The organism is Flavobacterium piscisymbiosum, from assembly GCF_020905295.1.
Lineage (GTDB): Bacteria > Bacteroidota > Bacteroidia > Flavobacteriales > Flavobacteriaceae > Flavobacterium > Flavobacterium piscisymbiosum.
The window spans coordinates 6,241,960-6,255,018 of the sequence record NZ_JAJJMM010000001.1 but is presented as its reverse complement, the minus strand read 5'-3'; the positions used below and the strand labels follow the sequence as shown (position 1 = coordinate 6,255,018).

Annotated in this window: 15 protein-coding genes; 12 read left to right on the top strand and 3 right to left on the bottom strand. The window is 32.1% G+C overall.

Annotation, left to right across the window (positions count from 1 at the left end):
- Nucleotides 1-2: 2 nt before the first annotated feature.
- From cydB to LNP81_RS26210, 3 genes are all read left to right on the top strand, one after another.
- A complete protein-coding gene (gene cydB / locus LNP81_RS26220; protein ID WP_230040503.1) occupies nt 3-1,079 on the top strand; it encodes a cytochrome d ubiquinol oxidase subunit II in 1,077 nt (358 codons plus the stop codon).
- A 48-nt stretch (nt 1,080-1,127) separates the two neighbouring features.
- Nucleotides 1,128-2,111, top strand: coding sequence for a DUF6438 domain-containing protein (locus LNP81_RS26215; protein ID WP_230040501.1), 984 nt, complete (start codon nt 1,128-1,130; stop codon nt 2,109-2,111).
- Between the two features lie 311 nt (nt 2,112-2,422).
- Nucleotides 2,423-2,869, top strand: coding sequence for a GNAT family N-acetyltransferase (locus tag LNP81_RS26210; protein WP_230040499.1), 447 nt, complete (start codon nt 2,423-2,425; stop codon nt 2,867-2,869).
- Between the two features lie 121 nt (nt 2,870-2,990).
- Here LNP81_RS26210 and LNP81_RS26205 read toward each other — a convergent pair whose 3' ends face one another.
- Together LNP81_RS26205 and LNP81_RS26200 are read right to left on the bottom strand one after the other, a co-directional pair.
- Nucleotides 2,991-3,776 (bottom strand): sulfite exporter TauE/SafE family protein, encoded by a 786-nt coding sequence (locus LNP81_RS26205; protein ID WP_230040497.1) that lies wholly within the window; start codon nt 3,774-3,776, stop codon nt 2,991-2,993.
- A gap of 301 nt (nt 3,777-4,077) precedes the next feature.
- The gene (locus LNP81_RS26200) at nt 4,078-4,719 is read right to left on the bottom strand and encodes a Crp/Fnr family transcriptional regulator (RefSeq protein WP_072963813.1); all 642 of its coding nucleotides are present in this window, start codon (nt 4,717-4,719) and stop codon (nt 4,078-4,080) included.
- 454 nt (nt 4,720-5,173) lie between these two features.
- Between LNP81_RS26200 and LNP81_RS26195 the strand changes: the two genes are divergently transcribed.
- From LNP81_RS26195 to LNP81_RS26165, 7 genes are all read left to right on the top strand, one after another.
- Complete coding sequence (locus LNP81_RS26195; RefSeq protein WP_055095772.1) at nt 5,174-5,485, top strand: rhodanese-like domain-containing protein; 312 nt, start codon at nt 5,174-5,176, stop codon at nt 5,483-5,485.
- Between the two features lie 78 nt (nt 5,486-5,563).
- Nucleotides 5,564-7,144 (top strand): NADP-dependent glyceraldehyde-3-phosphate dehydrogenase, encoded by a 1,581-nt coding sequence (locus LNP81_RS26190; RefSeq protein WP_230040495.1) that lies wholly within the window; start codon nt 5,564-5,566, stop codon nt 7,142-7,144.
- A 151-nt stretch (nt 7,145-7,295) separates the two neighbouring features.
- Nucleotides 7,296-7,511 (top strand): tetratricopeptide repeat protein, encoded by a 216-nt coding sequence (locus tag LNP81_RS26185; RefSeq protein ID WP_230040493.1) that lies wholly within the window; start codon nt 7,296-7,298, stop codon nt 7,509-7,511.
- Between the two features lie 120 nt (nt 7,512-7,631).
- Nucleotides 7,632-7,907: a hypothetical protein gene (locus LNP81_RS26180; protein ID WP_230040491.1), complete on the top strand. Its 276-nt coding sequence runs from the start codon at nt 7,632-7,634 to the stop codon at nt 7,905-7,907.
- 170 nt (nt 7,908-8,077) lie between these two features.
- The gene (locus LNP81_RS26175; protein ID WP_230040489.1) at nt 8,078-9,949 is read left to right on the top strand and encodes a M1 family metallopeptidase; all 1,872 of its coding nucleotides are present in this window, start codon (nt 8,078-8,080) and stop codon (nt 9,947-9,949) included.
- 9 nt (nt 9,950-9,958) lie between these two features.
- The gene (locus LNP81_RS26170; RefSeq protein WP_230040487.1) at nt 9,959-10,351 is read left to right on the top strand and encodes an ACT domain-containing protein; all 393 of its coding nucleotides are present in this window, start codon (nt 9,959-9,961) and stop codon (nt 10,349-10,351) included.
- Between the two features lie 171 nt (nt 10,352-10,522).
- Nucleotides 10,523-11,140 (top strand): hypothetical protein, encoded by a 618-nt coding sequence (locus LNP81_RS26165; RefSeq protein WP_230040485.1) that lies wholly within the window; start codon nt 10,523-10,525, stop codon nt 11,138-11,140.
- Nucleotides 11,141-11,195: 55 nt separating this feature from the next.
- On the opposite strand, the gene LNP81_RS26160 is transcribed toward LNP81_RS26165, so the two are convergent.
- Nucleotides 11,196-11,759: a porin family protein gene (locus tag LNP81_RS26160; RefSeq protein ID WP_230040483.1), complete on the bottom strand. Its 564-nt coding sequence runs from the start codon at nt 11,757-11,759 to the stop codon at nt 11,196-11,198.
- A gap of 174 nt (nt 11,760-11,933) precedes the next feature.
- On the opposite strand from LNP81_RS26160, the gene LNP81_RS26155 reads away from it, so the two are divergent.
- Together LNP81_RS26155 and LNP81_RS26150 are read left to right on the top strand one after the other, a co-directional pair.
- A complete protein-coding gene (locus LNP81_RS26155) occupies nt 11,934-12,359 on the top strand; it encodes a GNAT family N-acetyltransferase (RefSeq protein WP_230040481.1) in 426 nt (141 codons plus the stop codon).
- A gap of 237 nt (nt 12,360-12,596) precedes the next feature.
- Nucleotides 12,597-12,980 carry a hypothetical protein gene (locus LNP81_RS26150; RefSeq protein WP_230040480.1) on the top strand — a complete coding sequence of 128 codons (384 nt, stop codon included), beginning with the start codon at nt 12,597-12,599 and terminating at the stop codon, nt 12,978-12,980.
- Nucleotides 12,981-13,059 lie beyond the last annotated feature (79 nt).

Here is a 13,059-nt window from a genome sequence, read left to right as displayed (position 1 = left end):
TTATGGAATTTTTTTGGTACGTTGTTTTAATGGGAATTCTGGCCGTTTATATTGTATTAGACGGTTACGATTTTGGAGCAGGAATTATTCATTTATTTTTTGCGAAAGAAGAGAAAGATAAAAAAGCAATTACAAGCGCTATTGGTCCGTTTTGGGACGCCAATGAAGTTTGGATTATTGCTGCGGGAGGAGTTTTGTTTTTTGCTTTCCCTACTTTATACGCTTCATCTTTCAGCGGTTTTTATTTGCCGTTGATCATGATTTTATGGTTGTTGATTTTCCGTGCGATAGGCTTAGAAATGCGCGGGCAAGTGCATCACCCTATGTGGGAAGCCATTTGGGATAAAGCTTTCGGGATCGCCAGTTTGCTTTTGGCTTTATTCTTTGGGATTGCTTTAGGAAATATTGTTCGTGGTGTAAACTTAGGAATGGTAACCAATGGAGTTTCGACGCAAGAAGCACATTTTTTCTTTTTGCCTTTATGGAATCCAACTTTTAGTCCGCAGGCAAATGAGTTGGGAATTATAGACTGGTTTACACTTTTTCTGGGAATTGTAAGTGTTGTTGCGCTGACAATTCATGGTGCGAACTGGATTATTTATAAAACGAATTCGGCATTGAACCCAAAACTTAAGAATGTAGTTTTTAAACTGAATATTGTTTTATTGGTTTTAGTTTGTATTTCGCTGCAAATCTGGCATTTTATTGAGCCAAAACCGTTTCATAATTTCGTAGAAAATCCAATTCTTTGGTTTTTTCCGTTAATGACTTTTGTTGGTATTTTGGGATTATTCAAAGTTCGTTCGTGGCAAAAAGACGGAATGGGATTTTTGTTTTCAACTCTGTTCTTGGTAGGCGGATTTGCTTCAACAGCCGTTTCGATTTTCCCGAATGTTTTACCTTCTACAAATAATGTTAATCCGTCATTGACGATTTATAATACTGCCGCAGGAGAATATGGATTAAACGCCGGAATGAGTTGGTTCTTTATTGCTTTGTTTCTGGTGATTATTTATTTTATTATTCAGTACAGAGTTTTTAGCGGGAAGATGGATGATGTTGGGTATGGGGAGCATTAGATTGTTCGGGATGTGTAAAAAGGACGAATTATATTTTAAATTTTAATCATGAAAAGAATAATTTTCATAACCATACAAATCCTTTTTATAAATTGCTATTCTCAGAAAAATGAAAGCATTACATTAAAAAGTAAAACGGAAATAGAAAATTATGTTCGTGTAAGTAGTAAAAGATTTGCAAAATTTGAGCTAAAAAAAATACATGATTTTGCGCCTGAAGGCGATGCTCAAGATTCTATCTGTAGAAGAATAGGTGATTCTCTTAAAATCAATGAATATTATTATAAAGCAGATTTTGATAATAATGGTTTGGTAGATTTTTTACTAATAGGAGATGACCATAATTGTGATGAATCAAGAAGTATTAGATGCAACTTCTGTTCTTTAGTTTTGATGAGTTTTCCAAAAGATTCGGTAAAAATTCATAATATTAATTTAGGTGACGGATGTTTTGTTCCAAAGATTGCACAGAAAAATAATCAAACGGTATTACAAATTTATAACCGGAGAAGAGGAGTTTTGAGTGCTAAAGGCAATAATGTAGAACAGCACACATTAATCTATAAATATGATGGATTTATTGATTATAATAAGCGACCAGTAAAGCATTCTATCGAAAAAATAGAGTTTTCAACTTCTGGCTGTTATGGAACTTGTCCAGTATTTTCATTAGTAATTGATAAAGAAAGAAATTCAACTTTTTTTGCTGAACGTTTTAATTTTGGAACAGAGGAAGAAAATATGAAGAAAATGTCGTCTTTTTTCAATAACAATAGGGAAGGTACTTTCAAAACTGTAATTACAGAAGAAAATTATAACCAAATTTTGGCACTATTAGAATACATGAATTTTGCAAATTTTCAAAATAAAAACATGTTATATGAAGAAGATAGTGGTAGTTCAATTCTGAAAATTACATATGATAATGGTAAAGAAAAAATTATTGAGGATTATGGAATAGTAGGAAGTTACAGTTTGAGAAAATTGTATGAATTATTATTTGAATTAAGAATGAATCAGAAATGGAATTAAATTTATTAATGAAATTCTAAAAATATTTATTTTTACCCGAGTCTGTTAGCGGATAGCCCGTTCGTCGCGGCGAAAACGCCCAAAATATAAAAATTCGTTTATTCTCAGTAATAAACGGATTTTTTCTCTTCATCAAAGTTCTAAACTTAAATAAGAATTGATTTACAGAAAAATCATTTGTTGATTTATTCATTACAAAAAGGTCTTTTTGACGTTGTAAATACTGGATGATCTTGTTTTGTATAAACTGGACTATAAGGGAGCTTGCTCTTTAGGATACTTTCGCTTTTTAATCAAAATATTTAAAAACAATGAATTACCAAATCAAAAAAGCAAGTATTGAAGACCTTGACGAAGCAGCGGAACTTTTTAACCTTTATCGTGTTTTTTACCGTCAGGAATCTGATGTCGAAAAAGGAAAAGCATTTCTGAAAGAGCGATTATTAAACAATGAGTCGGATGTTTTTTTAGCAATTGTGGGCGAAAAAGCGGTTGGCTTTGTACAGCTCTACAAATTATTTCATTATACCAAATTGCAAAAACAATGGCTGTTAAGTGATCTTTTTGTACATCCTGATTATAGAGGCAAAGGGCTTTCGGTAGCCTTAATTGACCGAAGTAAGCAATGGTGTGAGGAAACAAATGCCTGCGGTTTGATGCTGGAAACCGAAAAAACAAATGACATAGGCAATATATTATATCCGCGTTGTGGATTTGAATATGACGGATTGCATAATTACTACCATTGGTGGAAATAAAGAACAAAGAACAAAGAATAAAGAATGGGGAAGCAGTATTCGTTTCCCCATTTTTATCTACAAATTAAAGTTATAAAAAAAATCTGCTGAATCTCCTAAATCTGCGAGAAACAAGAAAAACTTAAAACAAAAGCTCTTTGGTAATAATATAAAATCCCATCACCAAAACAAACCAGCCAAAAAGAGGCTTGAGTTTCGTTCCGTCGATTTTTTTCGAAAGCTGACTCCCGATAATCATTCCGAAAAGCGCCATTGCAGAAACTCCCAATAAAAACGGATAATTTATAGGTGTACCAATGTATAAATCGCCTCCAAAACCTATGGTTGAATTGATGGTAATAATCAGTAATGATGTTCCTACGGCTTGTTTCATAGGTAAATTGGCAAAAAAGAGCAGGGCAGGAATGATTAGAAATCCACCGCCGGCACCCAGAAATCCGGTTATGATCCCGACTACGAAACCTATTATACTTAATTGAATGTAATTGGTTTCGGTTGCTTTTATTTCGGGTTTATTTTTTCTAATCATGGAGATTGCCGCTGTAATCATCAAAACCGAAAAAATAATCATAATCAGAAAATCTTTCGAAACAGAATAGGAAGCAATAGAAAATAAGGTTGAAGCAATCTGCGGAAAAATAACTTCACGAATAATCAGAATCGAAATCACAGAAGGAATGGCAAAATACAATGCCGATTTCAGCTTTAGATTTCCCATTTTATAATGGCTATAACTCCCAAACATGGCTGTAACTCCTACGATAAACAAAGAATACGATGTAGCTTGCTCAGGATTTACCTTAAACAAATACACTAAAATAGGAATGGTTAAAATCGATCCGCCTCCGCCAATTAAGCCCAGCGAAATCCCGATAATAATCGAAGCAAAATATCCTAAATATTCCATTGCATTTGTTTTAATGCAAAGGTGCTTGGATAAAAAGAAATCTACAGTAACATTTATCACATAAAAAAAATAAACACAAATTTGCACGAATTGATCTGTCAGTTCGAGCGAAGTCGAGAACCCGCAAAGCATTTCGACTTCGCTCAATGTGACAACCGTTGTCTTTAGATATTAATTTTACCATTAAGATATTAAGAAAGTTAAGTTTAGCTTTTTTATCTTAATCTGTAATAAGGGAATTAAGCAGTTGGGCTTAATTTTTCTTAATATCTTAATGGTTAAAATAAAAAAAAACTTAGTGTTAATTCGTGAAATTCGTGTTTAATAACTCAATTTGGTTTCTGTTAAGTTTAACCAAACCTCTTTGTTCCATTTTTTTGAGCAATCTGGATACGACTTCACGTGAAGTATTTAGTTCAGTTGCGATTTCCTGGTGTGAAAGATTTACTTCAGAACATCCGCAGGCATCAGAATGTCTTTTAAGATAAAATTCCAAACGCTCATCCATAGAACGGAAAGCGATGTTGTCTACGACTTCGAGAACTTCCTCAAAACGGCTTCTGTAGGTTTCGATGACGAACTCGTACCAGGTTCTGTGCTCCATCATCCATTTGTCCATCATTTGCAAGGGAATCATCATAACCGAAACATCTTCGACTACTTTGGCCATGATTTGGCTTTTCTCACTTTTGGCGGTACAAATCATCGAAATGGCACAAGCTTGTCCGGGTTGCAGATAATACATCAAAAACTCGCCGCCATCTTCGCCTTCGCGATAGATTTTGATTTTTCCTTTGGTGATCAAAACGGTGTTTTTTATGTATTGTCCGGTTCGCATTAAGATTGTTCCGGCTTCAAAATCTTGCAGACTTCCGTTTTCTTCAATAGTCGAAATGAGTTCGTTAGAAAAATTAGGAAATATATTTTTAAGTGAGTTTTGCATTGAGTTTATTTTAAAAATAAAGTTTTTTTCTACCATTAAGAAATAAAGAAAAATTAAGATTTAAAGCTTAATGAAACTTAATCTCTTAATGGTAAAATTTTAAAAGTTATATGTTTAATTCTCCTTTTTTAGACATTGAATTTGTGAAAATTTGTGTCATCAGTGACTAAGTTTTTTTATCAAATTAAAATTAAAACATATAATTTTATACAAAGATAGCAGATTGAAATGGCATAAATTGTCAGAAAACTATATTTAAGATGCATTTTATGAAAATGAAAAAATCCTATTTTCTATCGATTTTATAGACTGTAATTTTAAAAATAGTAAGTAAATTTGTCTTTCACTGATTATAATACTTTCTCTAAAACGTTTTCTGAGAATAATAATCGAAATCGCATTGAGCACGTTTTTAATTAATAGAAACGTCGTAATTTTACAAAAAACAGATACTATGAATTTATCACAAGAAGATTGGGTTAATCAGCTTGCTGCTGACGAGAATGCAGTTATACTGGACGTAAGAACTGAAGACGAATTTAATGACGGTTATATCGAGAATGCCGTAAACATTGATATCAATAAAGGACAAGGTTTTATTTACGAAATCGAAGAACTGGATAAAAATAAAAATTATTATGTGTATTGCCGTTCTGGAGCCAGAAGTGCTAAAGCATGTCAGGTTATGAATGAGTTAGGTATAAATAATGCCTACAACCTGCTTGGAGGTATACTGGACTGGGAAGGCGAAACCATAAATCCATAAAAACAAAATGAAGAGGCGCAAAAAGCCTCTTTTTTCTTTTAATAAACTATTAATAACCAAACATAAAATTACCAGATTATGAGTTTAATACCGGAAGAATACGAGATTAAAACCCTTATAAATCAAGATACTTATCTTGTAAATGGCGAATTAAAACCTTGGACAGGACAAACTACTCCAGTATTTTCGACCATTTCATCTACAGAAAAATATACGCCAACATTATTGGGATCAATTCCGTTTATGGCCGAGAAAGAAGCTACCGAAGTTGTTGAGGCTGCTAATGCGGCTTATAATAAAGGTCAGGGTTTATGGCCAACCATGAAGGTCGTAGACCGTATTAAATGCATGGAAAATTTCGTAAGGCAAATGAAAGAAACCCGTCAGGAAGTGGTGAAGCTTTTGATGTGGGAAATTGGAAAAAATCTTGGAGATTCTGAAAAAGAATTTGACAGAACAGTAGAATATATTTACGATACTATTGCAAGTTATAAAGAACTAAACGGACGTAGTTCGCATTTTGAAAAAGTACAAGGTGTAAATGCTATGATTCGCCGCGGACCTCTGGGGGTTGTATTGTGTCTTGGACCATACAATTATCCTCTTAATGAAACTTTCTCATTGTTGATTCCAGCTTTAATTATGGGGAATACTGTAATCTTTAAACCTGCTAAACATGGTGTTTTATGTATTTCGCCATTGTTAGAAGCTTTCAGAAGCAGTTTTCCAAAAGGGGTTATCAATATTGTTTATGGTAGAGGCCGTGAAGTAGCTTCTCCTATCATGAAATCAGGAAAAATTGATGTTTTGGCTTTAATTGGAAATAGTAAATCTGCAATTGCTTTGCAGGATCAGCATCCAAATAAAAACAGATTACGTTTGATTTTAGGATTAGAGGCTAAAAACCCAGCGATTATATTACCGGATGCCGACTTAGACTTGGCTATTCAGGAGTGTATTGCGGGATCTTTGTCTTTCAATGGTCAGCGTTGTACGGCTTTAAAAGTATTATATGTACATGAATCTATTGTTGATGAATTTAACAAGCGTTTTGCTGAAAAAGTAGATGGTTTGGTATTTGGAAATCCATGGGAAAAAGGAGCTTCATTAACACCACTTCCTGAAACTGAAAAACCAAATTATATTCAGGGATTAATTGATGATGCTACTCATAAAGGAGCAAAAATATTAAATGAAAAAGGAGGAAAACATTCTGAGAATTATATTTTTCCAGCTGTTTTATATCCTGTAAACAAAGATATGCGTGTGTATCACGAAGAGCAATTTGGACCAGTAGTGCCAATTATTGCTTTTAAAGATATCAATGAGCCACTAGAAGATATGGCAGAGTCTAATTACGGACAACAAGTAAGTTTGTTTGGTAAAGATATCAAGACTTTAGCACCGCTTATTGACTCTTTAGTGAATTTGGTTTGTAGAGTAAACCTCAACAGTTCTTGCCAGAGAGGTCCGGACGCGTTCCCGTTTACAGGTCGTAAAGATTCTGCTGTAGGAACATTGAGTATTCCGGATGCATTACGTTCATTCTCAATCCGTACGTTTGTAGCTTCAAAAGATATCGCTTATAATAATGAAATTCTTCAGGAATTGCTAAATAGCAAAGAGTCGAATTTTATTAATACCGATTATATTTTGTAGCGATCAAGGTTATATATTAATTGTAGATGCCGTCTTTTTCTTTTTTAGAATTAGACGGTTTTTATTTTTAATATAAAAAAGTATTTTCTTGTTAAATGATTTAATTGTATTATTTTTACTACTTTTTTAATTAATAAAAATGAAGTCAAAAATGAAAAAAATTACAATTATATTTCTTCTCTTATTCGCATTAAACTCCTGGTCTCAAAATGATCAAAAAATATGGCTTCAGGAAAATAAATATAATTTAGGATTATCTTACTTCCAGAAAAAACAATTCAATAAAGCCATAGAACCTCTTTTATTTGCCTACAAAATAAATCCCAAATCGGAAATTGGAAAAAAGTCAAAAAATAAAATCGACTGAATTAAACCTATTCTTAGAGAAAACCTCATTAATAAAATAATAGGAAAATGGAATCTAAATGGTAGCGAACCAATCTGGACACGCAAAGATTTAAAAAATAGTAAACTTAATGATACTTTGATGGTAATTACCAATCAGGAAGTTGCGTATTATGTCAAAAATATAAAAACAAAAGAAACAATATTACTCAAAACAGATGAAATTAAATTTTATGATGGTTTTGATAATACTAATTCTGTGACAGAAATGATAAATTCAGGAAACGAATTATGGACTTTTATAATAGATGAATCTTTAAATAGTCTTCGTCTAATTCATACCGGTAATGTAACTTCTTCAGGCAGAAAAGTGATTGAAATAGAGAATAAGGAGTTTTACTATACTAGAATTAAATAAAATTTGGGTTCATAATTATTGTCATTAAATTTATAAACATCTTTTTCTTTTTAAGAATCAGATGTTTTTTTGTTTTGAAATACTATATTTTTATATAGAATTGTAACTTTAAAAGAAAAACATCAACTAATGTTATAATCAATTAATCATCAAAATCTTAAAAACAGTTTATGAAAAAACAATCAATCAAATTACTATTTATAGTCTTTGCCTTTTTGGCCCAAAATAGCTTTGCACAAGAGTTGTATATGCCACGGAATATTAAAGAGTCGTATACCAAAGGCGTTCGCTCTATGGACGGAAAACCGGGTAAAAATTATTGGCAAAATCATGGAAAATATACTATCGCACTTCAGGTAAATGCCATTACAAAAATTGTTAGCGGAACCGAAACTATTGTATATGAAAACAATAGTAATGATACGTTAAAAAATTTACGAATTAGATTTGTGAATAATATTCATAAAAAAAACTCACAACGAGCGGTAGAAAATAGTGATGATTTTTTTACCGATGGTTTAACAATTACAGCTTTAAAAATTGAAGGAATAGTTTATAAGGAAGATGCTAAAAACTGGGGGACAGTAGGAGTGGTAAAAATGAAAAAACCTTTACCTCCGCATGGCAAAATTACAATTGATATGGATTGGAATTATCCTTTATCAAAACTTAGCGGAAGAGAAGGGCAAATCGATAACTCGACATTTTTTGTAGCATATAGCTATCCTCGCGTTTCTGTTTTTGATGATTACAATAAATGGGATGATCTGCCTCATACTTCAGGTCAGGAGTTTTATAATGATTTTAATGATTATAGCTATTCTGTAAAAGCGCCAAAAAATTATGTGGTTTATGGCACGGGTGATTTATTAAATCCGGACGAGGTTTTGCAGCCTGAATTTGCTTCACGTTTAAAAAAATCATACACAATAGATGAAGTTTTGCACATTGCCAATGAACAGGAAATGAAAAGTGGCGTTGTAACGAAACAAAACGAATGGAATGTTTGGAAATTTGAAGCCAAAAATATCACAGATGTTTGTTTTGGTTTAAGTGATCACTACTTGTGGGATGCCGGTAGTGTTGTTGTAGATAAAAAAACAAATCGACGAGCCAGTATACAAGCAGCTTATGATGTAACTGGAACTGATTTTGTGAACTCGATCAAGAACAATCAATATGCATTGGATTGGTTTTCTAATAACTGGCCGGGAATTCCGTACCCGTTTTCTAAAATGACTGCTTTTCAGGGTTTTGCAGATATGGAATACCCAATGATGTGTAATGATTCGCAAATGGGAGATCCTGTTTTTGCACAACTGGTTCAGGATCACGAAGTGGCACATACTTATTTTCCGTTTTATATGGGAATCAACGAAACGCGTTATGCTTTTATGGATGAAGGCTGGGCAACGACTTTTGAATACTTAATTGGAATTGCAGAACACGGAAAAGAAGCTGCCGATAAATTTTATAAAGAATTTCGGGTACAACAATACATAAATGATCCATCAACCGAAGAAGATCAGCCAATCATCACTATGTCATCACAGTTGTCAGATTCTGGTTATGGTAATAATTCATATGGTAAAGCATCCCTTTCTTATATTGCTTTAAAAGATTTGCTTGGAGATGATTTGTTCAAAAAATCCCTTCATGCTTATATGGATAACTGGAATGGTAAACATCCTATTCCGTGGGATTATTTTAATTCGATTAATTCCGCTTCAGGACAAAATCTGAATTGGTTTTTTAATAACTGGTTTTTCACGAATAATTACATAGATCTTTCAGTCAAAAATGTTGCTAAGAATGTAGTTTCAGTAGAAAACGTTGGTGGTTTTGCAGTTCCTTTTGATGTAAATGTTGTTTATGCAGATAATTCGACAGAAACTATACATCAGACTCCGGAAATCTGGAAAACCAATCAAAAAAGAGCCACTATTGCATTAAAAAATAAAAAACAAATCAAGCAAGTATCTTTAGACGGCGGTATTTTTATGGATGCCACGCCATCGAATAATACTTTGATTGTAAAATAATATGTAACCATGTCGGGAGAAAAAGATTTAGAAATATTGCTTAAAAGTATGAAACCGGAACACGTTTCAGGTGATTATGTTTTTTGTAAAGTAGAGAAATTTGAAAATCTGGATTTGAATAACGTTGTAATGTTATTCAAAGAAAAAGAAGCTATTACATTAATTCTAAAAAAAGAAATCGCCGATCAATTACAATTAGATTATTCGGTTGTAATGTCCTGGATAACGCTTACAGTACATTCTTCATTAGAAGCTGTTGGTCTTACGGCTGCATTTTCGAAAGCGCTTTCAGAGCAAGGAATCAGTTGTAATGTTGTTGCGGCATATTATCATGATCATATTTTTGTTAATCAAAAAGATGTGGAAAAAGCAATGGAGATTTTACATTCATTTTCGGTTTAAGTTAGTCCTGCTTACTTTATTCCTACCTATTAAAAGAGAGAATCTAGCTATTTAGATTCTCTCTTTTTTACTTAATGCAGGAAAGTTTTTGGTAAAAAAAATAAGAAATGCGGTAAAAGTTTTAGAATTAAAAAACTAGGTTTGCAAAAAAAATAAAACCTACTACAAAAAATGAAAAAACTTTTACTCTTAATTGTTTTATTAATTGTCTCTAAAACAATTGCTCAAAACGATTCTAAAACTGCATTTCAAAAAAGCCGATACGAATTAGCTGTTTCGTATTATAAAAAAGCTGATTTTAAAAAAGCCCTTGATTTATTTCATCTTGCTTCCAAAATTAAACCTGATACCGAAATTGGTAAAGAATCCATTCAAAAAGTAGATACTTTGAAAACTGTTTTGAGACAGGCTATTTTGACTCAGGCTTTAGGAACCTGGAAAATGAACGGAGATAAACCGGTTTGGGCATCTAACCAAAACGCAAGTAGTGTAGAAAAAGATGTTGAGGAATTTATTACAATTATGCCAACTGAAATTTTGTTTTTTGAGAAAAATAAAAAAACTCAGGAAAAGAAAGTCATCAAATCAGAACCTTTGGTTTATTATAATCAACATGAATCTGATGCATTATTCTCGGATGTAATTTTATCAGATGGGACAATATGGAATTGTTCGATTAATGAAAAATCAGATGAACTTCGTGTAATAAATGTTGGTAAAACAAGCGATAACGGTGTTGAGAAAATAGAAAACGATAACATAGAACGTTTTTATGTTAAAGTAAAATAAGAAAAAAGGGAATCTAAGATAATCAGATTCCCTTTTTTTATGTTTAATTTCTTTTTTATAAAAACTTAAAACCAAGCGAAATATTAGAAACTGCAGTTTTTATATTTCTGCCAGAAGGATCAAGATCCGTAACTCCGGCGAGGTATCTGTAATCTAAAGTCAGTTTCCATAAATCTACACCAACTCCGCCAAGAATACTACTGTTGTTTTTTTCAAAAGCAATATAATTCAAACTATTATTGGCTTTAATATCAGAGTAACTTTTCCAGTTATATCCGGCAAAAATTCGAACATTTCCTAATTTTCCTAAAGGAACTACTTTAAAACCAATAAGGAGAGTTGCATCAGTTCCTGATAATTTATATTCAGTTTCTCCAATTCCGGTTTGCGAAAGACTAAATTCTGATTTAGCATAACCAAATTCTGCCTGTCCATAAAAAAGCAATAAATTTACTCTTGCAAATCCCGCAACGCCATATCCAGTTCCGGAGCTTTTTGAGCTAAAATCATCGGTAAGTGGAGAAGTAATATTATAAGAAAACTGAGGTCCAAATTGTATCAATTGTGCAAAACCATTTACACTAATACATAATAATGCTGCTAAAATGAATTTTTTCATATCTGGATTTATTTTTAGATAGCATAAAAATAAATATTATTACTCAGAAAAGAATGATTTATCTTATTTATTTGATGTATGTTTTTGATAGTGAGTGAAATGTGTTTTTGGTTCATGAGAAAAATATGATTCGCAAATCCTGTAAATTTGTACAGTTGATGAAATAAATGATTTATGGAAATAAAAGCAATTGAAGCCTCGCAAACCTGGCAAATCAGGCATGAAGTAATGTGGCCGGATGAGCCCTTTGAATTTGTACAATTAGAAGAAGATAATCTAGGATTGCATTTTGGTGTTTTTGATCAGGAAAAACTAGTTTCGATCGTTTCCTGCTTTATAGTTGATGATGAAATGCAATTTAGAAAATTAGCCACTTTAGAAGAATTTCAGGGAAAAGGAATTGCTTCTCAGCTTCTAAACTATATTTTGAAGCTAGCAAAAGAAAAGAATTTGAACAAAATGTGGTGCAATGCCAGAACAAGTAAAAAAACTTTTTATGAGAAATTTGGAATGAAAGATACTCATAAAACTTTTGTTAAAGCAAATCAGAAATTTACAATAATGGAAATTTTATTAGAAAACTATAAGCGAAATTATTGAATTAAAATAAACAATATCAAATAATTGTGTTTTTGATGATTTTTAACGAGTAATCTTTTTCTCTCATATTAAACTTGTTTTTATTAAGGATTTTTAAGATAATTGAACATAAAAAAATAGCGATTTAATATATTTCGTAAATAAAAAATCAATGAAAACGTTTTCGTTTTTGTTAAATGTTAAAGCTTATAAAAAAATCTTTTTTTGTTTCGATACTTTGCTTACTTTCGCACCCAAATGAGAAAGTTAATAGTATTTTTAGTATTCATGAATTTGCTTCTGCTTGGCGGAGGGCAATATCTTAATGCGGGTACTCCTAAAAACTTTCATCATCATACTCTTGAGAAAAAGCACCGAGTGAAATTCACTAATCAGGATCAGGGCAGTTCAATCATTGAAGATGCCGATGTAGATCTTGAGGAAGAATATCTTGGAAGTGATGATCTTCGAGATGGACTTACGAACAAGTTTTTTGCAACAAACTACAGTTTACTTGACAATTGGTATCTTTCCTTTTCAAGTCAGACTATTGTAAATGATTACAATCGTTTTAAAATCTTCGTGCCATTCTGTGGCCAGTCAAATCCTATTTACATTACCCAACAGGTTTTAAGAATTTGATTCAACAGTATACATCGGTTACCTAAGTTGTAATCCTGCATATCTTGTTGATGTATATTTTTTTTACTTCTTCTTGTAT

Excerpts from the sequence above, each read along its gene's own strand:
- LNP81_RS26205 (WP_230040497.1), bottom strand. The coding sequence starts at position 3,776 with ATGGAATATTTAGGATATTTTGCTTCGATTATTATCGGGATTTCGCTG.
- LNP81_RS26150 (WP_230040480.1), top strand. The coding sequence starts at position 12,597 with ATGAGAAAGTTAATAGTATTTTTAGTATTCATGAATTTGCTTCTGCTT.
- LNP81_RS26185 (WP_230040493.1), top strand. The coding sequence starts at position 7,296 with ATGAAAAAAATTACAATTATATTTCTTCTCTTATTCGCATTAAACTCC.
- LNP81_RS26215 (WP_230040501.1), top strand. The coding sequence starts at position 1,128 with ATGAAAAGAATAATTTTCATAACCATACAAATCCTTTTTATAAATTGC.
- LNP81_RS26175 (WP_230040489.1), top strand. The coding sequence starts at position 8,078 with ATGAAAAAACAATCAATCAAATTACTATTTATAGTCTTTGCCTTTTTG.
- LNP81_RS26195 (WP_055095772.1), top strand. The coding sequence starts at position 5,174 with ATGAATTTATCACAAGAAGATTGGGTTAATCAGCTTGCTGCTGACGAG.
- LNP81_RS26165 (WP_230040485.1), top strand. The coding sequence starts at position 10,523 with ATGAAAAAACTTTTACTCTTAATTGTTTTATTAATTGTCTCTAAAACA.
- LNP81_RS26190 (WP_230040495.1), top strand. The coding sequence starts at position 5,564 with ATGAGTTTAATACCGGAAGAATACGAGATTAAAACCCTTATAAATCAA.
- LNP81_RS26180 (WP_230040491.1), top strand. The coding sequence starts at position 7,632 with ATGGTAATTACCAATCAGGAAGTTGCGTATTATGTCAAAAATATAAAA.
- LNP81_RS26210 (WP_230040499.1), top strand. The coding sequence starts at position 2,423 with ATGAATTACCAAATCAAAAAAGCAAGTATTGAAGACCTTGACGAAGCA.
- LNP81_RS26170 (WP_230040487.1), top strand. The coding sequence starts at position 9,959 with ATGTCGGGAGAAAAAGATTTAGAAATATTGCTTAAAAGTATGAAACCG.
- LNP81_RS26160 (WP_230040483.1), bottom strand. The coding sequence starts at position 11,759 with ATGAAAAAATTCATTTTAGCAGCATTATTATGTATTAGTGTAAATGGT.
- LNP81_RS26200 (WP_072963813.1), bottom strand. The coding sequence starts at position 4,719 with ATGCAAAACTCACTTAAAAATATATTTCCTAATTTTTCTAACGAACTC.
- LNP81_RS26155 (WP_230040481.1), top strand. The coding sequence starts at position 11,934 with ATGGAAATAAAAGCAATTGAAGCCTCGCAAACCTGGCAAATCAGGCAT.
- cydB (WP_230040503.1), top strand. The coding sequence starts at position 3 with ATGGAATTTTTTTGGTACGTTGTTTTAATGGGAATTCTGGCCGTTTAT.